The 24,546-nt window shown below is 38.2% G+C and carries 26 protein-coding genes; 15 read left to right on the forward strand and 11 right to left on the reverse strand.

Annotation, left to right across the window (positions count from 1 at the left end; all coding sequences use genetic code 11):
- Positions 1-276: transposase domain-containing protein (locus BMX95_RS29030; RefSeq protein ID WP_143067622.1), on the forward strand; the 276-nt coding region annotated here is incomplete at its 5' end.
- A gap of 30 nt (positions 277-306) precedes the next feature.
- Positions 307-795, forward strand: a complete 489-nt coding sequence (locus BMX95_RS29035) for a site-specific integrase (protein ID WP_081203097.1) — start codon at positions 307-309, stop codon at positions 793-795.
- Between the two features lie 177 nt (positions 796-972).
- Here BMX95_RS29035 and BMX95_RS29040 read toward each other — a convergent pair whose 3' ends face one another.
- From BMX95_RS29040 to BMX95_RS29065, 6 genes are all read right to left on the reverse strand, one after another.
- Positions 973-1,956, reverse strand: coding sequence for a hypothetical protein (locus BMX95_RS29040; protein WP_081203096.1), 984 nt, complete (start codon positions 1,954-1,956; stop codon positions 973-975).
- A 46-nt stretch (positions 1,957-2,002) separates the two neighbouring features.
- Positions 2,003-2,566 carry a hypothetical protein gene (locus BMX95_RS29045; RefSeq protein WP_081203095.1) on the reverse strand — a complete coding sequence of 188 codons (564 nt, stop codon included), beginning with the start codon at positions 2,564-2,566 and terminating at the stop codon, positions 2,003-2,005.
- Positions 2,567-2,656: 90 nt separating this feature from the next.
- A complete protein-coding gene (locus BMX95_RS29050; RefSeq protein ID WP_090519674.1) occupies positions 2,657-3,016 on the reverse strand; it encodes a hypothetical protein in 360 nt (119 codons plus the stop codon).
- A 263-nt stretch (positions 3,017-3,279) separates the two neighbouring features.
- Positions 3,280-3,468 (reverse strand): hypothetical protein, encoded by a 189-nt coding sequence (locus BMX95_RS29055; RefSeq protein WP_081203093.1) that lies wholly within the window; start codon positions 3,466-3,468, stop codon positions 3,280-3,282.
- Positions 3,461-3,994 (reverse strand): DUF6036 family nucleotidyltransferase, encoded by a 534-nt coding sequence (locus tag BMX95_RS29060; RefSeq protein WP_081203092.1) that lies wholly within the window; start codon positions 3,992-3,994, stop codon positions 3,461-3,463. Before BMX95_RS29060 ends, BMX95_RS29055 begins: the two co-directional genes overlap by 8 nt.
- 429 nt (positions 3,995-4,423) lie before the next feature.
- A complete protein-coding gene (locus tag BMX95_RS29065; RefSeq protein WP_133054010.1) occupies positions 4,424-4,996 on the reverse strand; it encodes a HEPN domain-containing protein in 573 nt (190 codons plus the stop codon).
- 1,037 nt (positions 4,997-6,033) lie between these two features.
- Between BMX95_RS29065 and BMX95_RS29075 the strand changes: the two genes are divergently transcribed.
- The 8 genes from BMX95_RS29075 (at position 6,034) to BMX95_RS29110 (ending at position 12,812) form a co-directional block, all read left to right on the forward strand.
- Positions 6,034-6,261, forward strand: a complete 228-nt coding sequence (locus tag BMX95_RS29075) for a helix-turn-helix domain-containing protein (protein WP_081203089.1) — start codon at positions 6,034-6,036, stop codon at positions 6,259-6,261.
- Positions 6,262-6,303: 42 nt separating this feature from the next.
- Entirely contained in the window at positions 6,304-7,215 is a 912-nt protein-coding gene (locus BMX95_RS29080; RefSeq protein WP_081203088.1) for a hypothetical protein, read from the forward strand.
- Positions 7,212-7,898 carry a hypothetical protein gene (locus BMX95_RS29085; protein ID WP_081203087.1) on the forward strand — a complete coding sequence of 229 codons (687 nt, stop codon included), beginning with the start codon at positions 7,212-7,214 and terminating at the stop codon, positions 7,896-7,898. Before BMX95_RS29080 ends, BMX95_RS29085 begins: the two co-directional genes overlap by 4 nt.
- A gap of 29 nt (positions 7,899-7,927) precedes the next feature.
- Positions 7,928-8,509 carry a hypothetical protein gene (locus tag BMX95_RS29090; protein WP_090519661.1) on the forward strand — a complete coding sequence of 194 codons (582 nt, stop codon included), beginning with the start codon at positions 7,928-7,930 and terminating at the stop codon, positions 8,507-8,509.
- Positions 8,509-8,901 carry a hypothetical protein gene (locus BMX95_RS29095; protein ID WP_081202934.1) on the forward strand — a complete coding sequence of 131 codons (393 nt, stop codon included), beginning with the start codon at positions 8,509-8,511 and terminating at the stop codon, positions 8,899-8,901. The genes BMX95_RS29090 and BMX95_RS29095 overlap by 1 nt, the downstream gene beginning before the upstream one ends.
- A gap of 477 nt (positions 8,902-9,378) precedes the next feature.
- A complete protein-coding gene (locus BMX95_RS29100) occupies positions 9,379-10,782 on the forward strand; it encodes an ATP-binding protein (RefSeq protein ID WP_081202933.1) in 1,404 nt (467 codons plus the stop codon).
- A gap of 44 nt (positions 10,783-10,826) precedes the next feature.
- Positions 10,827-12,494, forward strand: a complete 1,668-nt coding sequence (locus BMX95_RS29105) for an NAD(P)/FAD-dependent oxidoreductase (RefSeq protein ID WP_081202932.1) — start codon at positions 10,827-10,829, stop codon at positions 12,492-12,494.
- Between the two features lie 45 nt (positions 12,495-12,539).
- The gene (locus BMX95_RS29110; protein ID WP_081202931.1) at positions 12,540-12,812 is read left to right on the forward strand and encodes a UBP-type zinc finger domain-containing protein; all 273 of its coding nucleotides are present in this window, start codon (positions 12,540-12,542) and stop codon (positions 12,810-12,812) included.
- Between the two features lie 118 nt (positions 12,813-12,930).
- Here the strand turns inward: BMX95_RS29110 and BMX95_RS29115 are convergent, their stop codons facing one another.
- The 3 genes from BMX95_RS29115 to BMX95_RS29125 all read right to left on the reverse strand — a co-directional run bounded on the left by BMX95_RS29115 (position 12,931) and on the right by BMX95_RS29125 (position 18,229).
- On the reverse strand, positions 12,931-15,522 hold the full coding sequence (locus BMX95_RS29115) for an outer membrane beta-barrel protein (RefSeq protein WP_242673204.1): 2,592 nt from the start codon (positions 15,520-15,522) through the stop codon (positions 12,931-12,933).
- A 1,106-nt stretch (positions 15,523-16,628) separates the two neighbouring features.
- The gene (locus BMX95_RS29120) at positions 16,629-17,153 is read right to left on the reverse strand and encodes a hypothetical protein (protein WP_133053997.1); all 525 of its coding nucleotides are present in this window, start codon (positions 17,151-17,153) and stop codon (positions 16,629-16,631) included.
- A 602-nt stretch (positions 17,154-17,755) separates the two neighbouring features.
- Positions 17,756-18,229, reverse strand: coding sequence for a hypothetical protein (locus BMX95_RS29125; RefSeq protein ID WP_081202928.1), 474 nt, complete (start codon positions 18,227-18,229; stop codon positions 17,756-17,758).
- Positions 18,230-18,753: 524 nt separating this feature from the next.
- Between BMX95_RS29125 and BMX95_RS34685 the strand changes: the two genes are divergently transcribed.
- The 4 genes from BMX95_RS34685 to BMX95_RS29150 are packed head-to-tail and all read left to right on the forward strand — an operon-like array spanning position 18,754 to position 21,131.
- Positions 18,754-19,326 carry a hypothetical protein gene (locus BMX95_RS34685; protein WP_133053996.1) on the forward strand — a complete coding sequence of 191 codons (573 nt, stop codon included), beginning with the start codon at positions 18,754-18,756 and terminating at the stop codon, positions 19,324-19,326.
- Between the two features lie 26 nt (positions 19,327-19,352).
- The gene (locus BMX95_RS29140; RefSeq protein ID WP_081202925.1) at positions 19,353-19,763 is read left to right on the forward strand and encodes a hypothetical protein; all 411 of its coding nucleotides are present in this window, start codon (positions 19,353-19,355) and stop codon (positions 19,761-19,763) included.
- Between the two features lie 38 nt (positions 19,764-19,801).
- A complete protein-coding gene (locus BMX95_RS29145; protein WP_081202924.1) occupies positions 19,802-20,080 on the forward strand; it encodes a hypothetical protein in 279 nt (92 codons plus the stop codon).
- Entirely contained in the window at positions 20,058-21,131 is a 1,074-nt protein-coding gene (locus BMX95_RS29150; protein ID WP_081202923.1) for a hypothetical protein, read from the forward strand. Before BMX95_RS29145 ends, BMX95_RS29150 begins: the two co-directional genes overlap by 23 nt.
- Here BMX95_RS29150 and BMX95_RS29155 read toward each other — a convergent pair whose 3' ends face one another.
- Both BMX95_RS29155 and BMX95_RS29160 read right to left on the reverse strand, forming a co-directional pair.
- A complete protein-coding gene (locus BMX95_RS29155) occupies positions 21,132-22,184 on the reverse strand; it encodes a Mov34/MPN/PAD-1 family protein (protein WP_081202922.1) in 1,053 nt (350 codons plus the stop codon).
- 29 nt (positions 22,185-22,213) lie between these two features.
- Positions 22,214-22,894 (reverse strand): hypothetical protein, encoded by a 681-nt coding sequence (locus BMX95_RS29160; protein WP_081202921.1) that lies wholly within the window; start codon positions 22,892-22,894, stop codon positions 22,214-22,216.
- A 341-nt stretch (positions 22,895-23,235) separates the two neighbouring features.
- On the opposite strand from BMX95_RS29160, the gene BMX95_RS29165 reads away from it, so the two are divergent.
- A complete protein-coding gene (locus BMX95_RS29165; protein ID WP_081202920.1) occupies positions 23,236-24,240 on the forward strand; it encodes a ligand-binding sensor domain-containing protein in 1,005 nt (334 codons plus the stop codon).
- Positions 24,241-24,546: the final 306 nt, after the last annotated feature.

Here is a 24,546-nt window from a genome sequence, read left to right on the forward strand (position 1 = left end):
CACAAGTTATCAATATATACCACTGATGGTCGATTGAACATTGACAATAATCCCGTGGAGAACAGCATACGTCCGGTGGCCCTTGGCCGAAAAAATTACCTATTTGCCGGATCTCACGAGGCTGCCAGGCGAAGCGGAATGTTTTACAGTTTACTAGGTACCTGTAAAATGCATGGTATAGAACCATACACCTGGCTAAAAGATGTTCTTCACAAAATAGCAGATCACCCCGTAAACAAGGTGCAGGAACTACTACCACATCATTACAAAAAATAGTCCTTACGGATTTTAGACCGGCTCAACAATATGTACTTAGCCGAAGGGATACGTTATACCGGCTTGGCCTATGTTGACCTGATGGGGTTACAGCTTGGTAATATTGCATGCTCTATGGATGGCAAGAAATGGATAAAGATCAGCCGGGCGAAATCTGAAATTGGTGTAAATGTACCCTTGTTAAGTCCGGCCCTGGCAGTGCTGGAAAAATACAGTCAACACCAGGAACCCACACAAAACGATGTGTTGTTCCCTCGGGTAACCAACCAGGAAATGAACCGGAGCCTGAAAATAATCGGGGAAATATGTGGCATCCGTAAAAACCTAACCTTTCACCTGGCTCGCCACACTTTTGCTACCACCGTTACTTTAATGAATGGTGTCCCAATTGAAACCATTAGTAAAATGCTGGGGCATACTAAACTTACTACTACTATGATCTATGCAAAAGTAACCGGGTTGAAAATTGGGATGGATATGGAGTTGTTGCAGCAGAAGCTGGATGATAATAAAAAATAATAATATTGACAATAATATTATTGGGCAGACTTGCATATTTGCAGTTGCTTTGCAATAACTTAAAGCTTAAACCCTAAAATAAAACTACTGCAAAAACTTGTATTTTGTAACTATCATTTGTCAAGATAAGACTGCATGTTTGATATGCTACCGGACTACTGTTTCACTAATATGAGTTTATTTCATCTTAGGTTTTAGTTTATCAACCTTTCCTAATAATTCCTTTAATCTTTGCATTTCGTCATTCAAATATTTGTGCGTCGGTTTGGAAGGACTTACAACATCGTCAAACAGTTCAAATAATTTCTCAAATGCTTTATTGTCAGGTGTATGTTGAATTACTAAAATTGATTCGGGGCAATAATTTGATGAAATTACTTCGCATACAAAGCCAATGTCATCATTAAAACTTTTCAACTTTTTATTTAAAATTTCCTCTCCTCTTTCATTAATAAACTCTGAAAATAATTTTCGGTTGTGCCTTTGCAAATCCTTTCCGATTTTTGTTTGAAGAACCAAACAATCTTCTTTAGTTGCAATATCTAATAAATTTTCAGTTTCCTTTATTTTTTCTATAGTCGTATTTTCCTTTATTCTAAAGAGGTTAGCCGTTGTAACGATTATTGGAACATTGTAAAAAATCACTTCACTTGTTGCAAGTAGCTCCTCAATTTGATGAACCATATCATCAACAATCATTTCAGCCATTGCATAACTTAATTGATTAACTGCTTGCGTAATCGTCTTTGGATTTTGCCCATCAGATGTTAACTCAATACCTTTAAGACATGGTTTTGCAATTGGAGGTAATTCGGGATGCCTATATGGAAACTTTGTTGTCTTAGTAAAATGATCGCATGGGTGCAAGAATGCAGTATGACTTAACTCGCTTGGTCCTCCATACTCTCCAGGAAGGAAAAGCCAGTTCGTTGAACTGTCACGATATTTACACTCAATAAGTAATTTAAAAAAATGATGATCTTTTATGTAAGAAGAATCAATATCAAATGAAAATTCGTTTTCAATCAAATTTTCATCAGGTCGTAAATATGAATATTCAAATGAAGAAATACATTTCTTTGAATCAAGAAAGTCTAGAACTTCATATTCTAACGGAAGCCCCGATTTAAGCAAGTAATCTTTCCATTTGTTATTCGCCATGTCTGTTTTTTAATATATCTACTTGAAGTGAATCTGTGTTATAGCCTTATTTTGTCCATTGTAGCTCAATGTATTTGGTACAGTCATTTTTCATATCCTCAAAACAGTCAAGCAAAATTGCAGAACCCCCATTTTTAACTACTTCCTTAACGATTCCATATGCATTTTCAGCTCCTATTGGATCCTGCCCAACAACGTCAAATATGATGTCTTTTGTTTTTGAAAGAGTTGCGTATAAACTAAGCAGTTTCCTTGGATTTCCAGCCAGTGTATTAACCTTTGTCTTTTCATTTATCCATTTTGTTTCATAAATCTTTGTAACAAAAGGGCTGCTCAAGTCCGCATTCATTTTTAAGTATTCTCCGACTGTAACTGGATAAAAGAGCCGTCTAAATTTAGACTCAATGAAATGTTCAACAAATGTTACTTCTTTACGAACAACAACATTTTCGTCCTTCACTTTTCCACTAAAAATATCCTTAAGTAGCATTTCGGTGTCGTAAAAATGCTGTCCATTAAATAAATATATAACAACAATTTCTCCTGTCTTCAAGTCGAAAGGAGGTATATAAAAATCGGTTCTCCTTATTCCTTTATTTTCAATTATCATTCTCTTGTTTGTCGTTTAGCATTACGCCAATCAATATTTCCAATCTGGTCGAAGTAAATCTTGTAAATGGAAAAATTAAATTTTCCAAGTTCATTCTTTCGCTTCATGATCCTGTAATTCCAAGTTATCTGTTAATTGCTTGAAAACATTATAGAATTCCCCTGTCACGATCATATAGTCAACAACTGAAAGGATACTTTCTTTATTTATTTTATCAATGAGTATCATGTCGCTTGCCCAAAAGTATTTTCCGTTTAAGCATTCACCGGACCGTTCATTTTTTCGTCTCAGACTGTCAATGTTAGTGTAAGTAAAGAAACTGGCAATATACCTAGTGTTATCGGTAAATGTAACAATTACGTCGCTGTTATCGTCTTCTGGAGCACATCCTTCAATTACTGCTCCAAACTCTTCGCTTTCTATCCAAACTGATTTAATAGGCTTGTTCATAAGGGAAGTAAAATGATGCATAACATTATATTTCTATAATTATGCGCAATTACTGCAATTTATTATTTTTTAGATACTAAGCAAAAAAGTGGTTAGAGCTGAAAAGCTCATTTTATTTTGCAATAAATAGTTTTGGGGAATCCGAAAACCGGTGATGACCATGCCCTTGTTGCATGGAGCAAGATGTAGTGTTGTTGACAACAGAAGATGTAGAACCTAGTAATATTATTATTACTATACTGTCATCCTTTAATAGTGCATCATTATTTCAATCCATTTGATTTATTAACAGCTTTAGAATTATCAGTCATAGGATTCGACTTTTGAGCCATATTCCAAAACTGAAATAGGGAAGCATTATCTTCCATAAACTGCTTTAGCCTTTCCGCAGGCGACTTAGAAAGCCAGATTTTTAATTGCAATTCTTTTATATGCTGTGGGGTATCATTCATGCTCAAACAAATTAAATGACTTCAAATGTAGCTTTTCTATCCATTTAGTAATATAAGGCCAATCCAATTGTTCAATTGCAGAAAGATTTTTGATATCCTCCATTTGCTGTGCAGATTGAAAATCCTGAATCCAAATGAGCTTTGAAAGAAGTAAATCTTCAGGAGATACCACATAAATGGTTTTATCAAAAAAATCCACTTTTTTTCTCCTTTCGAACTCTTCAAGCCTAAAGGCTTCGTCTTTCAATACCACAAAGTCAGCTTTAAAGCCAGATGCATGATCTATAATATTGAACATGCTCCGTCTATTTACTGCATCCTGAATGGCATCTTTGTCACAGTAATAACCATCCTGAAAATATTGGACAAAATGGTCAATGTATTTCTGTTCAAGGTGAATTATAAAATCAAAGTCCCTTGTCGCTCTTGGTACGATGTATATACTCATTGCCACACTGCCAGAAAGCATATAAGGTATATTGGACTGGTTTAGAACATCAGTTATTTTCTGGAAAAAAGCTACCATATTGGAGACAAGTTACTATAAGTCTGTCTTATGGGCAAATAACTTTAATTAACAGTTTGATTTTCATGGAATTGTAGTCGAAACACTCGCATTTGGAGTTGTAAATTGTAAAACAGCAATAACGTCCAACGGTTTCATATCCAATGGATAATTTTAAGGAATAAAAGCCTGGAAGTGATAATATCTCTTACTGGCTATGCAGCGGTTAACCGTGCTTGAGTGCACGGAGCAAGATGTAGTATTGTAATCAACACAGCCCTTACTTGAAGGAAAAACCAATAGTTGTAGACAACTATACATCTTGCTGTGAGCGCATACGCACACGCAATACCTTTGCAAAGCCTATTGCCAGAACAGGCCATTTTTCTTTTCACCAGCCCCAAATAGCTTAAAAAGTTACCGTTAAAGTTGTGATCCGTTTTAAATTGATTATCTGTTTTCCAATAAAATCAGATTTTCAAATGTTTTCAGCCTTTCTTCAAAAGATTGCTCCGTTTGTGCGAGAATGGCATTTACCCGGTCAAGTAGCAACATTACCTGATCCTGGCTTATTTCATATTGGGGACTATACCTTGCAGAAACATAGGCCGTATTCAGCAAATCGAAAAATTCCTTTTCTTCATCGGTGTTTTTAGGGAAAATGATATCCAGATCAGGAGCGCAAAAACAGGAATGTCTTATTAATGATTTCAAATTATGTCCGTAGGCCGTCAATCTAGTTAGGGAAACCAATAATGCACGAAGTGCATGTTCTGTTGCCTGATGCAACAAAAAGGCTGCAGGTTTATATTGACCAGTGGTGGCGAAATATTCTGCACCGTCCAGGAAAGATTTTGCAAGACAGAAAGCATCATCAAAAATATTACGGGCATTCACCTTTATGGCAGAAATGTCCATATCAGGCTTTTCCGGCAAGGTTACCCGTTTGTTATCATACACCATAAAATCTGGTGAACAGACGGCAGAATAGAAAATATGCCCCTCCCGCAAATGTTTATACACTTCATTGATTTTATTGCACCAGATGAGTACCGATCCAATTTCACTACATTTTGCCTGCACTTGGGTTAGGTAATCACTATAGGAATATTTGGCATTAGAGGGTAAAAGCACAAGGAAATCAAACTGTGGCCTGTTCCTGCTGTTTATTTTAAAACCTGATCAAAACAGTTTTTCTGCATTGGTTATGCGGATAATGTTTTCCGCAACCGCTTTTATTTTCTCATGTAAAATGTTGCCAACCTCGTAAACTTCAGATAATCTGGCCAAGTTACCCGAATCAATATTCTCTGGTGAAAACGGGTACGTTTCAAAAACGGGCTTTTTTGACAGTTTTTGCTTTTCATTAATAATGTGGACAGCTTCCACTAACTTTTCAATTTTTTCATATATCGTAACCAATAGTTCCCGATCCCGCCGATGCAAATCGTGGGTATAATTGCCTATAACGGTTGTTTTAAAGAACTCCCATAATAGTTCCCGGATTCGGGGAAGGTGGGCAAAATCAAATAATTCGTAAATAACCTAGTACGGGTCGGCAATTTCGGCCGCCGTTAATTTTTGTGGGGGAATGACAATTTTTGGTGGGATTGTTGAAGCCTCTTTATACATAACATTCAATTAAGGATGAAGTAAATATTGAAAGTCATGTAAGGCTAACCGGTTGCAGGAAAACCTGCGCGCCTGGGTGGCAGGTGAAAAGAAAGAAACGTGGGTTAGTCCTTACCGGTTCTGAGGGCTGCGACACCCGTGATCACAATAAGAACGCCCACGTTTCTTTAGTTGCGTAAGATACTAAAGTTCACGCAGGCGATTTACCTTATTCCCGTGATCAATGAAAGGTCGCAGTTTCAGAAACAGGAATTAAAGCAAATTCGCTTTAATAAAATACGTATTTAAAACGCTCTTATGAGCTGTTTAAATTGATTTGAATCATTTCGGGTGATTGTTACGGAAATAAAGATAACGAATTATTTCAAATGTGGGCTTAAGCCCACGCATATATTTATTCTTTTTTTCCATCTTTCTGATTCTATACTATGGAATCAAAAAGATATAACAAGGAAATAGTTCAGTTTGGTGAAAATGTTCGCCGATTGAGAACAGCTAAAGGTCTTACACAGTCAGATTTGGAAGCGGTAACAGGCATTGATCGCGGTGATATTAGTCGGATTGAAAATGGCAGGATGGATATACAGTTTAGTAGTATTATTAAATTGTCAGATGGTTTGGAAGTAGATACAGTTGATCTATTTAGATTTCAATAAAATGATGGCTTTAAAAATAGTAAAACTCCCCAATAATTTCCAATGGACGCAATTTCTATAAATATTCATAGAGCCCAAGTATCCATTACAAATACGCGAGATTTGGAGGATGTAAATTTTAGTAGCTCATTTAGCATTAATAGTGAGCAAAGGCACCTTGGAATACGAGATAAAACATCATTACTAATTGCGGAACCAGAAAAAGAAAGAGAGGATTTACGATTTATAAGTCAAGGAAAAATAACTAAAGTAAAAAATGTTGAAGTAGTAAAGCCATCTAAAGAAAAAATTGATTCGAACATTTTAAATGGATTTCCTCCACCTAAAGATATTTTCGTACATCATTTTGATTTTTCAATAACCAAAAAACTTACAAAAAATAATTTACTCTCCGATCTTGAATATAGTTTGAAGGAAGTAAATAGATTTAATAAACCTATTGTGCATTTTAGACGCCAATTTAGAGTTCTTCCACAAGATGATTTTGATACGATAACCAATGGTTGGATATACGCAGCTAGAACCGTTTTTGGCAGGTTAGCAAATGCCATTCCAAGGCAAAATAAGTTAGAATTTATGCTAGAAGCGATGAACAAATTTTCAACTATTGATTTTAAAGAAATTTCTCTTCAAAAAGGTCTTGATTTTCTTTATGATTACATAGATAGACGCATTTTGAGTCGTGGCAGATTACTCGTTGCTACTAACGATCTTATTGAGGATAAGTTAAGCGATATTGTTCCAATTGAAGATATCGGCTTTAGAAATCCAACTACAGGAAATGAAGACACGCTACATCCCCAAGCTCAAATTTTCAAAAAAATTTTTGAATTGCAAGGCAAAGCTGACTTCAGGAAATATGTAAGTCAAGCAATTAGTGAAAATAGCGAACTCGAATCTCGTTTCCTTCAAATATTCACCAACGAAACTTGGCCAATCGATTTACGAATATGAAAGAATTTATGACTTACCTGAGAGATTATGCAAAACTTCTACATGAAGCTTCTGTCTGGCATAATTCAAAGGATATTTTAGCCCCAGTTATTAATGAACAAAATATAGCAGTTGCAACAGACTGTTATATTTATGAATTTTATTGCTACATCAGTATAGTTACCGATTTACAAGTAACTTATAAAATTGAATTCAAAAAGGGTTCCGGAGATTTCGAATATAAATTTCCGCAAGCAGCCGCTGATAAAGCAGGGAAACCCTATTTTATTGCCACAAAAGAGGGTGTACCTAAATTTCAAATATGTGCTGGGACTAAAATTGAGGGAATTTTTGACTCCGAAGAAAATCATCCAGACATTTCCTTTCAAAAGGCCGAAGCCAACGATACTCCCACCGAAGACGATTTAATTATAATTATGGATGCTAAATATAAGGAAAATGAAAGGGCTAAACTACCAAAAGATGAAGTTTATAAGTTTATAACAATTGTGGGGCTTTTTTCTTTACCCAAAGCGAATTTTGAAAAAATTGAGTTCTTTAAGTATGTTGGCCTTGATGGAAATTGTCTTATTACCAATGCTAATTCATATAGTGATCCGAATAATATTAGGATGTTACAAAAATTTGCAATTAGGGAAGTACAACATTTTAGTCCCCAAAAATCATTTAGTGTTTTAGGTTAAACGGATTAAACAATCTTTACTCATTTACCATGCAAAACGAAGCTAATAAATACAGAGCTTTAGCATTATGGTCTTTTATAATTGGCATATTAATTACAACACTTATCTTCATTTGTCTTGATAAAGAAGAAAGAACCGTTCCAAACGGCTTTACAATATTTGGAACATTTTTTTCAATCTTTGGGTTGATGATTGCCTTTATTCAAATTAAAAGTTTAAGAGAGTCAAGTGAAGAAACCAAAATTGCAATTGATAATTCCATAACGAGAATTAATCAAGTGCTGTCTGTTTCCGACCTTTCAAAATCAACAAAATTGATTCATGAAATACAAGGTTTTTTGCAAAATAACAAGCTGGAAATGGCTTTGATTCGGATGAAAGATTTAAAAGCTGTTCTTATTCAAGTAAAATATAATGAGGATCTTTTAGAATACACCCATGATAGTCGTTATAATCAAAACATAACAGGACTAGGTGCAGATATCAGCAATCTACATGATGAGATCAGCGGAATTAAAAAGGGAATTAATCTTTCCATGCTTAATAAAAATCTGGAAATTTTATCAACAGTTTTATCTGAATTTGAAAACAAGCTTAAATACAAAAAATAATGATACCTGAAAATTATAAAGCTCTAATAGTTAAACTAAAGCAGAAAACGTTAAATAAAGAAACAATATGGTCAAAGACTAGTAGAAATGAGGAGTATAAACTTGTTTTAGATAAAGGAGCAATTACTATCGACAAATGGGACAGTGATTCTGTTTCGTATATTGATATTTCAATTATAAATGATCGGGGAGATGTTATTGATAGAATACAAGTTTCGGATGGGGAGGAACTCAATGATTATAATTTATTGTCAGAACTTCATGCTGCTGCAAAAAGAGCTTATTATAAAGTTGATGAAACAATTAAAAGTATATTTATAGAACTCGATAGTTCCAAAATTATTGGTAAGGAAAATGCGCCTTCTGACGATGTTGATGACTTGCCATTTTAATTGCTTGTCAGCATATCGAAAGTAAACATGGGATATCATTTGAAATTGGTATTCTTTCTTTGATTGGGTAAGTCAAAATTGTTAAATTTATTGAAGCAAAAGTTCTTCCCCTCATTGCGAACCAAACGGTGAACTACCGTTCCCGTTAGTTGCAAGTAAATGATATACAAATAATTAATTTCTTTGGGAGCGTTTTGTCGACCCGACAGAGAAGAAAGGTTCTGACAAAATCAGGACCTTTTTTTATGTCTTGTTATTAAATCACTCATGCTTTCCTCCAAATTAAGATAAAAGCTCTGTGGCCAGACAAATGATCGTCACAAATGAAGAATGATTTCCAACTAATATAAGTTGTCCTTGCGCTACCGGTATTAACTGCGTTTTTTTGCCCAATATCTCAAAAATAATAACTTGCAAATATTGTTTCGTGCAAATGGTAGGGCATAATAGTGCACTACTATTATAAATTTTAACCGAATGGATAAAATAAGCCCGGAATGGCTGCAAACCATAGCAGCGCTGCAAGATGTACCGCTGGTGCAATTGCAATGGCTGATTGATAATAGTACACAGCATGTGCTTGAGGAAGGAGGTGTGCTTTTTAAACCCGGAGAACCGATTAAAGGTACCTTTGTCGTTATAACCGGGGCTATCCGGTTTTGTATCTTGCAGGGAAAGGAATTGCTTGAATTGACCACCTTTGAGTCAAAGGCGGTCACCGGTTACCTGCCTTTCTCCAGGGCGAAAAAAATAGTCGGCCTGGGTGAAGCTGTGTCCCAACTGGAGTATCTGTTTTTCCCCGTAGAACGGATGGATGAAATGATACGTACCCAATTTGAACTAACGCAGGCCCTGGTACACATCATGACCAGCCGGGTACGGGATTTCACCGCTTTTGAGCAGCAAAATGAAAAAATGATGGCTTTGGGTAAACTGTCTGCCGGGTTGGCCCACGAATTAAATAACCCGGCAGCGGCGGTGGTACGCGGCTCGGCATCCTTGCTTGCTCACCTGAAATTGACACCAGAGACGTTTAAAAAGGTGATGGCCATTCAACTCACCGAAGAAGCGGTTGGTTTGCTCAACGATCAGCTGTTCGCTATTTTAAAACGTGAACGCCCCAACAATTTAACCATGATGCAGCGTTCCTCCCGGGAAGATGACCTGATGGAATGGATGGCGGAATACCGTATTGCCAATAGTTCCGAGGTCGCTGAAAATATGGTGGAATTTGGATTTACCCTGCAAGACCTCGACAACTTTAAAAAACACATTCCACTGAATTCTGTTTCAGCGGTATTTAACTGGATCAATAATAACCTTGTCACTGAAAAAATGGTCATGGACATAGCGGCCGCTTCGCGCCGTATATCTGAACTGGTGGGTGCGGTAAAGAATTTCACCCATATGGACCAGGGCCACGGCAAGCAATACGCGGATATCCATACTGGCATCCGAAATACGCTGACTATGATGCAGTTTAAGATCCGCCAGGGGAATATCTCGCTGGATGAACAATTTGACACCACTTTGCCAGAGGTTAATGCGATGGTGGGTGAACTGAACCAGGTATGGACAAACCTGATCGATAACGCACTGGATGCAATGGCAGTCAATGGGACCGGCATCCTGCAGCTTAAAACCAGGAGGGACAGGGAATGCGTTGAGGTAACAATAACGGACAATGGCCCCGGCATACCAGACGAAGTGATGAGCCGGATCTTTGATCCTTTTTTTACCACCAAAGAGGTAGGTAAAGGCACTGGCCTGGGCTTGGATGTGGTTACCAGAATCGTGAATCAACACAAGGGGTCGATAAAGGTCAGTTCCCGGCCGGGGCAAACCTCTTTCATGGTCGCCTTTCCCATCGACGGCAAATAAAACGGGATGTATAATTAAAAACTCAACCAACGAAAGGACATTTTATGGATCTGCCTATTATATTTTGTATTGATGATGACATTCAGGTCTTACGCGCCCTGATGCGTGATCTGAAAGGCCGTTTCAGGGATACCTATAAAATATTAGGAACAAATTTGGTACAGGAGGCACTGGATAGTTTGCTGGAACTGAAAAACAAGGGTGAGACGGTGGCTTTATTCATCTCGGACCAGCGCATGCCTGAACTGGACGGGATTGGTTTTTTGCAACAGGCCATGAAGTTTTATCCGCAGGCAAAAAGGGTGCTTTTGACGGCTTATGCTGACAAAGACGCAGCTATTAATGCGATCAATCTCGTTCAACTGGATTACTACCTGGTTAAACCCTGGGATCCTCCAGAGGAAAAGCTGTTTCCCGTGATCGACGACCTTTTGGATAACTGGGCAGTTGATTATCTCCCGGATTTTAAAGGCATCAAAATAATCGGATACCAGTATTGTCGAAAATCACATGAACTCAAAGATTTTCTGGCGGGTAATTTAGTACCTTACCAGTGGCTGGATATACAATCCGATCCTGAAGGCGAAAAATTACTGGTGTTGAATGACCTGGCTAAAACTGACCTGCCCGTAATCTTTCTGGAAGACGGAACTTACCTGATTGCGCCAGGGATCGTGGAAGTGGCTGCCAGAATAGGGCTGAATCCCAAATTGAAAAATTATGATTTGTATGATGTTGTGATTATAGGCGCAGGGCCAGCCGGCCTTGCGGCCGGTGTATATGGCGCCTCGGAAGGACTGAAAACCTTAATGATAGAGCGCCGGGCGCCAGGTGGACAGGCCGGCACCAGTTCGCGCATAGAAAATTACCTGGGCTTCCCGGCTGGTTTAAGTGGCGCGGAACTGACACGGCGGGCTATGACGCAGGCCGCACGCTTAGGCACAGAGTTCCTTTCACCGCAATCAGTGAATGCCATCATGCAAAAAGATGGCTATAAAAAGATCATTCTCGATAATGGTAAGGAGATCAATACCCGCAGCGTAGTGATCACGACGGGCGTTGATTACCGTAAACTGGACACCAAAGGCATCAGCGATTTTACCGGTGCGGGAATCTATTACGGAGCAGCCATGACCGAAGCCGCTGCCTGTAAAGACAAAGAAGTGTACATCGTTGGCGGAGGCAATTCCGCCGGACAGGCGGCAATGTACCTTTCTAAATTTGCCAAGCATGTTATTATAATTATCCGCAAAGAAGATCTAAGCAGTACGATGTCTGCTTACCTGATAGACCAGATCAGGGCGACTAAAAATATACAGATCAGGCCCAAAACTGAAATTGCAGAAGCACTGGGCTCTGGTAAGCTTGAACAACTCCGGCTTTGTGATATCGAATCCAAAAAGCTGGAAACCTGCCCGGCTGATGCCCTTTATATTTTCATCGGCGCAAAACCAATTACCGAATGGATCACGCTTGATATTATCAAAGATGAAAAAGGCTTTATTGAAACCGGGCGGGATTTGAAAAACTATACCAGCTTTGATAAGATCTGGAAGCGAAAAAGGGATCCCTTTTTACTGGAAACCAGCTGCCCGGGTGTTTTTGCCGCCGGCGACGTGCGCGCGAATGCTATGAACCGGGTGGCATCGGCTGTCGGTGAAGGCTCCATGGCGATCAGTTTCGTGCATAAATACCTGGCAGAAGTTAAATAGCCAGTGCCGGCACTTAAACAATGATATTCCTAAAAAATTTCAATTATGGAAAACAAGACGGTTTGCAATCACATCAGCGTACTTAAAGAGATCAAAAAAAGCAACAGTCATGTTTGCGAAGAATGCATTCGAAATGGAACGAAATGGGTACACCTTCGGGTATGTCAAACCTGCGGGCAAACACTCTGCTGCGATCAATCGCCGGAACAGCATATGACCAAACATTACCATGCTTCCCAACACCCGGTGGTCGCTTCTGCCCAGCCCGGAGAACGATGGTTATGGTGCTATCCCGATGAGAAAATGGTCGAATATTAATACAATTTAGACAGGTTCGAATCCAGTCCACACGTTTAATGATTTCAATTAAATGTGAACGAGCGTTGAAAAGATATAGGGTGATGAAGTAGGCTGGAAATATTTTTCAACGAACCGCTTAAAACAAAGACCACTTTCCACCTGCAGCTGTTTTCTTTGCGCCTGCAGGCCTTAGATTATAAGTGAATGTTGACAAAAAATACTGCGCCAGCACATCTCCCTTAGAAAAGAATGCTGTATTTTGATTAGGCGATATGTACACATTTTTCCCTTGGTTCAATATATCATTTGCACTTATCCTCAATACTGCTCTTTCATCTTTAAAGAAAGTAAAATTTACTGCTGCATTCCATAGATATATTTTTTTCAATGTCGGATCATCAAACATATTGTTAGTGATTAAACGCAATCTTGTATCAAAAATTACATGTTTTATATAACGGACTATTACTTCTGTACCGATTGTTTGACTACATGTTTTGATATCTTCAAAACCAGCATTACTATTCTTTACAAACCGATAACTAAATGAGTACTCCTGGTTAAGCTCCAACTTATCATCCCAATTAAATCCAATGCTACTCCAGAAATTACAATTCAATCTGTTTTGCAGGCTTCGAACTCCATTATAATAAAAATAATTTCGAACATATTCGGTCCAGGTACCAAAATTCCAGGGGATCATAAAATTCTTTGAATTCCTTTTATTCTGGTACAAACCAAAATTAGTAGCAACACGTTTATAACCATTTGCATTTACGGGGTATATTGTTTGTATGCCACTCTGATCCAACGCAATGCTATCTACTATCACATTTTTCGATTGCGAGGCCTCAAACCATGACCATACACCCAAAGTACTTTTAGGGCTATAAGTGTTCAATGTAATACGTACCCTGTCCTGCAACGCCGGTTGAAGATTAGGATTACCCAGCCTTGTCATATAAGGGTTGCTATTGTTCAATACCGGTATCAGATTGCTGTAATAAGGTAACACTACATCCCGGTTATACGAAAGCGATAATTTTTTATATACAAAATCAAACTGTGGAAGAACATTATGTTGCTCCTGTTTAATTGACTGATTTAATGAGGATATATTATTGTCAAATCTTTGCGATTGATAACGTATGCCTGGCCGGAAAGTAAAATCTTTATACCTGTATTCAATTCCTCCGGAAACGCTATACTTATTGCTTTCCCTGCTAAACCTGCTGCTCAGATCTTTGATAGGGGCACTTGTGTTATTTGCAAACGTGCCTACTTTGTCATCCATTTTTTCGTAATCGTAGCGTGCACCTAGCCTAAAGAAAAAGTTTTTGATCAGAGGTTCGCTGTAATTTCCGGCCAAGTTAGCCGTCCACGTTGGTACCCATTCATTACGCAATTGATGGTAAACGGTATCTTTACCAACAGGTTGCTGGTATGAAATTAGAGCATTTGTATAGTCATCTCTGTCTCTTTTGCTCCACCCCATGTTTTGTGTAATATTCAATCGTCGCCCTTTTTTACTTCGGGATAGTTTGGTGAACATTATATTATGACTATACATGTTGGTTTTCAGATCACCTATATTATTTACAATACCGTTGTTTAAGTTTCCAAGAAAATTATTGACGCCACTTCTTGCGTCATTTTTTTCAGATTTGGTTCCGGATATTACATAGTTTAAGCCAATAATGAGGTTTATTGTAGAGTCAGGCTTTAAATTTGCACCGGCTCCAAACACATGCGAATTACCGATCTCGGTATAGTACTGTTTTGAAAAATTATTTATTACAGTATCTTCTTTATAGATATCGGTTCTGTTCTCATTTTGCACATCTGTATGAACACGTCCATAAAAATATTGACCATAGATTGATTGTTTATTGTTGGGCGAATGGTTGATGTTAATGCCTACGCCATCACTTTTTGTGACACCACCGTTCCGTGATTCTCCTCCAAAATTGATATCATTGATACTGAAGGAGGAACCGAAATTACTGGTATTGTTGTTATTGTTAGAGTTACCTCCCATCGTCTCGATTGAACGGCTGATACCCATTGTTTGCCGCATATCAGTTACGCTAAACCCGGGGCGGTTAAGGTTATTGGAATAGCCCATTACACTTACCTGCAGTGTGTCCCTAAAAATATTTGCTATAGCTCCCATTTCATACCGGCCACCCTGGGGTCCGCCACCGCCGCCGGCATAGGCTTTACCGAACATGCTTTTCTTTATCCCCTTTTTTAAAGTAAGATTGATCACCTTGCCTACGTTGTTCGCATTATCATCTCCATTACGCAACATCTCTTCTTTATCATCCGTTACCTGCACTTTATCGATCACCTGAGACGGCAAATTACGGCTAGCCATCTTTGGGTCATCACCAAAAAATGTTTTGCCATCAACCAATATCTTGTTAACAGGTTTCCCATTAACCATAATATTTCCATCTTTATCTACTTGTACCCCAGGTAATTTTTTTAAAAGATCTTCTACCAACGCATTGGGTAATGTTTTAAAAGCAGATGCATTAAATTCAACTGTATCCTTTTTAATTACAACCGGTGGTCGTTCTGCATATACAACCACTTCTTGCATTGCTACGGAAGCGGGCGACATGTAAACAGTACCGAGGTCTAAAACGGGCTGATCGCTTCTAAAAGTAAATTCTTTCCTGTACCCAATGTAGCCACTATACGAAACTACAACTCTGCATTTCACATCAAAAGGTAACCCCGGAACTTTGAAATCACCTTCAGGGTTACTTAACCTGTAAGTAATAATGGCTGTATCAGATGCTTTAAAAACAGTTACGGTAGCTAAACCCAGAGGCATTTTTGCTGCACTGTCTATCAATTTTCCCTTAAGTGTTGCTTGCGAAAAGGATGTTGTACATATGACTACCCACATAAAAAGCAATAAAATTATTTTCATTTCTTAATTCCGTTGTTTAATGGCTATATTAATTTTCTGTATTTATCTCCGGTTTATATATAAAAAAGTGTACTTATAATTTCTATAAACCGTATCTCTTCACACTGCGGTAAAACTGCAAATAACGAATACAGTTATAGAGACAAGTCGATATGATATATGTTGCATGATAATATTGCTTCTCTATTAACATAATTTAACTGGCTTAATTAAATCAAGAAAATTTGAATAGTTCGAGCCGCAGCCCCGAACAGTCGAATATTCGCAGTAAGCTGACACTGGCGCAGATTTTAACCAATAATAAAAAAGACAATCATGAAAGATTGCCTTGTTGGATTTGAAGGGTTTTTTTAATTTTAATAATTTTGAATCTATCTGTAGTAATTTAGTGATTGCTCTCAAATTGAATGGGTTAGAGTAAGTTCGAATCCAATCTGAATCAATCCCATTGTCCATTCCAGTCATTTATCTTTTAAATCTGACATTCAATAAATTTCATCCTAGGTATTGGTAATGATGTTACATCTTCAACGGTATCTTCGGAAATCCTTAGATTTTTATTTAAAAAACGTACGTAACCTGCTGCTCCGCCCGGAAACTCCGGCTCAATCTCCACTGTCGTATAAATATTCTTTTTTAGCGGCTTGTTATAATAGTATTGGCAACTCACATCATAACTAATATGCTGGGATTGATCGCCAGCAAGCCAGCACAGCGTAAAAAAATAATAATGTTGACTTCGTAAACATATTTACTCCTAATTCAAAAACGTAGTTACCTGATTTCTAATTTCGTTAATACTTAATAAAACTGCTTTTAATTTATTTGATTATCATTAAGTCCACCATTAATGCCTGGGTACTATGTATCGACACCGTGTTGTATGCAGCTTCTCATTTTACAAACTGAAAAGAAAATTCTTTTTCTAACAGGGTGGCTATTTTTAAAACATTTCCAGCCTGCCAAAAATTTGTATTGATCTCAGGATTACTATAACTATAAACTCTATACCTTTTTGAGGTCGCTATTTCAAAGTCATAAGAGATCCCATCCGTTGCTCCTGCACCATTATAACCAGCAATTTCTGCCTCATGTGGTAATGTGGCTATTCTTAATTTATATAAGCTATCAATCAGAGCACCCCATCCAGATCTTGGATATACTTTCCTGACTTTTTTACCTGGATCATTACTCCCGGTTTCATTACTAAAACTCACTAGTTGGCCCTTCCATTTTTGGTCTTTAAATTTTAGGATTACAACATGTTTGACTTTAGCCATTGAATGGCCTAACCAGATACGAAACTGCAAAGAGTCATAACCTGCTTCTAAGGAGTCAAGTTGTAGAGCGAAGGCATTCTTATTAATATCTTCATAGAAAGGATCTTCATGCCCTTTAAGTCTTCCTTCTTTTATCATGGGCATCTCTCTAACAAAATCGGCGGCTATTGTCCTGTTTACATGCCGTGACTCAGATATATCAGTGCATCTGCAGAGACCTAATGACATGATTAAATTTAGATATGGTAAGGCGTGTTTTAGCATAGCATACAACGTTAACCCATTTGTGTTTGTGGTGGAAATAAACAAGGATCGAGCGAAATATATGCTTCATGAAATTAAGATGCAAACAATGGGTAAATCCACAGAGAGATTTATTATCGTATATTAATAGTATTCAAAACCTGCTGAATTTCAACTAAATCACTTATTAACAGGTTAGACAATTGTCCAGTCTGCCCGAGTTTTCGATTTTGATCGAATGTGATTGAATCTGATCAATTTTTCTCGATTTTATTCTCTTTGCTCTTGAAAATACCATTCATTTTCCGGTTCACACAGAGAAAGGTGTAAACGGTACCCTTCTGAAGTTAGGTGCTACTTGGTTCGCCGATAAGCACATCGCCCTTACAGCCCTTATCAGGGAGCTCTCATTGAAAAAGTTTATACAGTTTTCTTCGGGAGTATCGATATTTCAGACACGCTCCTTTGAGCCTCCACAGAAATTTTATACTCCAGAATCAAGGTTTAGGCGAGAAATATTGAGAAAAGATCTTGTCTATAAGAAATTGTGATCTGAGGGCGGCCATCTGCTTGTTGATGGAATAATAATTCCCAATGACAGTTTTAAAATTCCGTTGTTTATTCCCGTGTTTCAACTCATAAACAACCGCTGAACCGCAATCCGTAACTCCTTCACAGGGATCTTTGACCACCGCCCCCGCAGCTCGCAGGGAGTCCAGGACGGCGCTTTGACCGGGGTAAGTAAAGATGCCGTTCTTCCGCAGCTGAGATATCAGCTCCCGGGCAGTGGTATTCACCGGTATGCGGTAGATCTTCCGGTTGATGCAATAAGTGTCTCCCTGCCGGCGGCCTACATATTCATAACCGTCGCCATAGGGCCGGTTGAAGGAATAAATATATTTATATCTTTCAAAAAGGACACTGTCGGGCAGTAGCCGGATAACCTGCACCTCTCCCCTGTTGCCATCCATCACATTGACGAAATAACGCCGGATTTCGAGGCAGGCCCCGGATTGGGTAATAGCCGGAAGGATGCGATTGATCGCTTCCTCGTTTAGAAAAGGGACTGTCGAATCAACCTTGAAGGGCAGACCGGGAAGAATGGGGCAGTTATCTCCTTTCTAGGCCTGAGTGGCAAAAAGAATAAGGTTCGATATCAGCATGCATAGGAATAACCTGTATAACCGATAGGGGCAAAGAGGCATAGTTCAGGCGTTGAATTATGAAAAAAATAATGATGGGCCACCTTATAGGTGGCTTTTTTATTATCGTTTAATTCAGTACTTCTAAGCAAACAACTCAGTTTTTTCATAGGGTTCCCGATCAACTTTTCTATCGTTAAGAAAACGCAACCTTTATCGAGAGCTTTTTTATTGACCTTGCTCAGTTTTTTGCTTTTCACATACAAAGAGCCAGTAACCGGGGGATTTTTATTATTTTTTTTTCGTTAGCTTACTATAACTATCACTATACCTTTAACCCCCATTCTTTTTGAATGAAAACTTACTGCTGTTGTTATAGCCAGAAGTTTTTATTGCTGGCCGTATTTATTTCCATTTTGGAACTTACCTATTCACAACCTCCAACTCCTAAATTTGGAAATTTTAAGGGAGTTACCACTACCAGTTCCCCACCACCGCAATCTATATATCCGACACAATCGAATTCGTATACATCACACGACCCGAACTGGGAAATGAACCAGCGGATATTGCAACAGTCACGTGTCATGACCGTGCCCGGTCAGGTAACACCCCAGAAACCAACCCCAGAAGAGTTAAAGCGGGAAATTACAAATACACAACTAGATATTGAAAGGCGTAAATATGTAGATTTTACAGAAGTGTATTTAAAGAGCTTTAAACAATTTCTTCAATTAAACCCCGATAGTTTTTCAATTGCCAAGGCCGTATATCTTTCAGAAAATCCGTGGTATGGAGCGTCAGGGAAAAGTTATAATAATGCACAGGGTGGATTTAATTTTTCAAGGGGTTTGATTTTATTAACCGGGTTAGAAGAAAAGCGAGGCTCCGAAAAGGAAAGTAATAATAAACAAAAAAATCCCTAGTTATAAACATAAAAAAATAATAAAGAATGTCGTATTTTATTGAGCCTGAAGTTTCTGGTCAATTAGGGGATAATACGAATATGGATTTATCAATTCATCCTCCAAAAGTTGAGCGTTTGCATTTTGTATTCTATGGTTGGCTAGGTGATGATTTAATAGAGTGCTTTCCTGTTTTCTTAATTACCGAAAAGTTAAAAAATGCACTCATCATTTCAGAACTGTCAGGATATGAAATTAAAGATTGTCAGATCGAAGAAAGTGATGAATTTAAGTTGCTTCAGAATGTGATATTGCCGAATTTTTTCTGGCTTTCAATAACAGGAAATGTAAATGATGATTTCAGTATTGCCAGTAAAAAATTAAAAATTAGTGACAATGCTTTTTCGTTTCTCAGTCAGTATAATTTACAAAATGCGATAATTTCTAAAAGTAGTTAGGGATTATCACATTGTTTGAGAAAACAGTAAGCTGAAATATGGATAAACAAGCCTTAGATAAACCTGTTGGCTTGGTTGTGAAACATATAAATAATACGCTAACGCCAGAAGAAAAGATCGAACTTGATAAATTTCTTCAACAGCCCGGTACTGACTTAAACCTTTGGCTGCGGCTTTTAAATGAACATAACTCTCCGGATTCATCCCTCAAAGATGAATATGACACGAATAAAGCCAAAGAAGAATTCTTTAAGAGAATAAAAGATTTGAAACAAAACAATTCCAGAAAGGATAATGATAAAACAAAGCTTATTTAGGCTTTTATTAGGTTGCTTATTTTTTAGTACATACGGTTTTATTTACGGGCAGAACGTAAGCGAAGCCGACTCCAATTTGAAATTCAACATATACAGTCAGGTTTTTGATTCACTAAAAACTATTATTGAAAACGATGGGAGTTTCTCCAGGAGCGTTTTTTTAGTTGAAAATGCATATCATAACTATAATTTGCCATATAGCGATTTTCAAAAGGCTATTAATGACTTGTCTAAATTTATTACCCAGGGTACCTTTATTTCAAGGGGATACAATTATTCTGATATTTTAAATTACATTAAAAACTACTCAATTTTTTCAAAGCTCTTTGATACAACCCTACATGTAAAAAATAATTCATTAGAAAAAGACGGGCATATAGCGCATTATTCATACTCACACATTGACCCAATGGGAAAAAAGGAATGGTCAAATATGTTTGTGATAAATTTACTGGCGACTCGTAAAGGGAATTGCCATAGCCTGGCTTATTTATACAAAATAATAGCTGATAAGGTTGACGCAAAATGCTGGTTTGCCCTGGTACCTAATCATATTTATATAAGATGTTATAGTCAGAAAGTTGGCTGGTATAATATTGAGTTAACCAGCGGTACCTTTCCTACAGATGCCTGGATTGCCACCTCAACATATGTTTCAATGGATGCTATACGAAGCGGTATTTATATGGATACATTAAGTAACCAGCAATCAATTTCATTATGCGTATTAGACCTGGCCAAAGGATATGAATTTCAAACCCACAATTATTATGATGGTTTTATCCTGAAATGCTGTGATATGGCATTAAAATACCACCCTATTAATCCAATGGCTTTATTATTAAAGGCTGAAACTCTAAAAAAAGTGTATTTTAAAGAAGTCGAAAATAAAAAGCCGGATTCCACGATCACCTATTTGGAAATGGAAAACGCATATATCACATTAGCAAAGCTCCATTACAGAGAATTGCCAGAGAAGGCATATCTAATGTGGTTAAATAGTTTGAGGAAACAAAATAATAAATATCCATCTAAGCAGTCTTCAAATTAATTAGTTTGTGGCTTCCTTACCAGAAGAGGCGACATTTAAGGGGCTAAAGTAGTATCTCTTACCCGCGGGATGCACAGTGCATGATGGATCACCAGTATTTGATAAGATGATCATTACTGGGTGATTTGTGAGGTATTCTTTCTGCCAAGATATATCCGACAGGCTTTTTAAATCTGTACCACTTGGGCGGTTGTCTTTAGACGGATGCGAATGCCATTCGCCTATGTATACATATTTACCACTTGACTCTTTATAAACATCATTGAGAAACGATTGACAATAGGCAATATCTTTTTCGAATTTATTTGCACTACGCACAGAATTTTGACCAGGGCCGGACACGTTTGTTATGACGATTTCGTTATCTGGTGTTATATATCCGGCTAATACTCCGCCCGTTTCAATCGTCGGGTTTGCAGCTACTTCTTGCTGCATGAAGGCAAGTTTTTCAACCGGAATGGTGGTGTGCATCTGTTTATCATGATGGCAGTAAGGGCATTGCGGGTGTGGGCCGATGTATTGTTCATGCAATTGAAATGGAGTCTGTAAAGGAGTGCCGGTTATAGCTTCCGTTGTCCAAATCCAATGATTGGCATTGCCTGCTTTATTCTGTATGTGATCAATAAGCAGTCGGGAGGCTATAGAAGCAATGAGTTTCAGATCTGCTGCACTTGCCGGACGAATAGGGTTGTTACATTCATTACGCAATGTCGGAAAAGCAGGATCGTCAGGAATGTCGATAAATGTATTTTTCTGTTCGCGGTAAAGCTGCAGGCAGTATAAGCAAGCATCTTTGCCTGGGAGTATACGTATGATTCGTGCGGCTTTGCCACCGCGGAGGGCTTCCAGCCTAAAGGCTTCGTCTTTCAATACCACAAAGTCTGCTTTAAAGCCAGATGCATGATCTATAATGTTGAACATGCTACGTCTTTTTACTGCATCCTGAATGGCATCTTTGTCACAGTAATAGCCATCCTGAAAATACTGGACAAAATTGTCAATGTTTTTCTGTTCAAGGTGAATTATAAAATCAAAGTCCCTTGTTGGTGTCACAATTTTTGCACCGGACGGTCTTCCATATACTAAGTGAACTTTATAAAATGTCCATCCTTATTGATTGTCCATTTTTTTGTTGAATATTCTACGCCTTCTTCAGTACCTTGTGCATCGACGGTCAGCGCAAATTTGTGATGCATCGTAATGATCAAATCAGCGGAAATATCAGATTTTCTGTTTGCATACCAATGACTGTTATTCCCCGGGTTCGTTGCTTCTATTCTAATGGCGTCGATACATTCCAATGAGTGGGTGATTGTCACCAGGAACATGCCAGCATCTCCCTTTACCTCAACCACAATAAAACGAGGCCGTTTGGCAACCAAGGTCCATTGCCCCTTGTAGTACGTATTTACTAGGTCAAAAGTGGTGTCCTCTTGGTTGTAGTCGATATAACTTGCGCCAATGGCGGTTGGAATAAGTCTGAAGGGGATTTTTGTCAGTTTTTTATGCGCAAATACAGAAAGGTCAATCAAAGGGACATCATCATTAAGTCCGGAATGATAAGGAAAGCTGATAGCAGGTAAACTATCAAGGTGCTGCATCAGCAAAGCGCTGTCAGTTAAAGGCGCTTTTACGACAGCTGCTACAGTTTTTGTGGTATCCTTTATCAGGCTTGCGGAGGTCTGTTGCTTTGTATGGCAACCGGCAATGATTACCATCACTGGAAAAATAATTTTAAAGGCAGGCGTAGGTGTAATCTTCATAGAAATGATTTAAGATTTTAGAGACCATAAAGAAATAAACTGAAATGTCAATAAAATGCTAAAACCTGTATGCCAGGGCCTGCTAAATGCGTACAAAAACAAAAAATGTTCTCGTTTATAGCGAGGGCAACCTTGCCCCCTGGGCTCGCGGAGGCAGGGGAACGATAACGTTTATAATACTGATCAGACAAATGATTTCCTTTTTATAGATATTGTAGCGCAGACCGGAAAGGGTGAACGCCATATGGGATTTTTTATGGGAGTGTATCGTTACTGACCCTTCAGGCTGAAAGGATCAAAGTAGTTTCGCTGTATCAAACTTAATAGGATTAGAAAATATCATGAAACACGTACTCATCTATATTTATTTCGTAATATTTGTTTTTCACACCTCCCGTGGACAAAACCAAACAAACGTACCAAAAGATAATATCAACTACAATATCAAAGACACAGTCACTTCTTATGGGCCTAACAGAATGATTCGGAATGTAAAGCAAGATAGAAACGGAAACATTTTGTTTGCTGCATCATGGGGTGGTGTTTTCCGATATGATGGAAAATCGTTTACCAATATCGCAAGTAAAATAGGTTCTCGCAGATACTGGGATGTTCTGGAAGATCGAGGCGGAAATCTTTGGTTCGCTTCCACTGATTCCGGGGTTTATTATTATAATGGGAAAACCTTTCAACATTTTACAACCAGGGAGGGACTTGCCAGTAATGGTGTCTTTAAAATTTATGAAGATAAAACCGGCATTATTTGGTTCGGTACCGGAGGTGGAATAAGCCGTTACGATGGGCAATCTTTTCGAAATTTAACAACGAAAGACGGACTGCCCAATAATGATATTAGGACTATCATGGAAGACAAAATTGGAAAATTATGGATTGCCACAGGGGACGGACCTTGTTTTTATGATGGAAAAACATTTACCGTTTTAAAAAACAAAGATGGCAAAGCGTTTAACAACGTTAGGTCTATAATCGAAGACAAAAAAGGCAATATTTGGTTGGGTGGCAGTGATGGCCTTTGGCGCTATGACGGTGGTACATTTACCAGCATCACCCAGCAGTTTATTGGTCATATTTACGAAGATAACAAAGGAAACATCTGGACAACTGGTGAAGTAAAACCCAATAGGTATTGGGCACTTTCCCGTTATGATCAAAAATCCTTGTACGATAAGACGCCTACTGTAACCGTAATAATGTCTACAGAAAAAATGCTTTGTGGGATTTTGGAAGCTAACGATGGAAGTATTTGGTTTGGATCTTTGTACGGAGTGTATCGTTATGATGGAAAGATCATCACGGACTTTAAAAGTGCAGCCGGTCAAAAATAATTACAGATAATGCGGCCCAGGCAGAAGATAACTATCTGGAAGTGAAATTAAAGTCGCCTTCTCAGGAATTTTTAACCCAACGCCTACTTGCTGTATTTTGCCGTTACTTACTAAAACGATCTCTACGTGTGGCTATGTTAATGATGGTTGTGCGGATGATTGTTTTAATGGGATCAACATCTCCTCTATTCAGCCGTTATAACGCCCTGGTGATAACCCAATTTTCCTGACATGAGATGAAGTAGTTATAGTTCCCTCATAAGCCCGGGGCAAGCATGTCGCGCGCGCTGGCTGCCATGGAAACCG

It is taken from the genome of Niastella yeongjuensis (genome assembly GCF_900110245.1).
GTDB classification, from domain to species: Bacteria; Bacteroidota; Bacteroidia; order Chitinophagales; family Chitinophagaceae; genus Niastella; species Niastella yeongjuensis.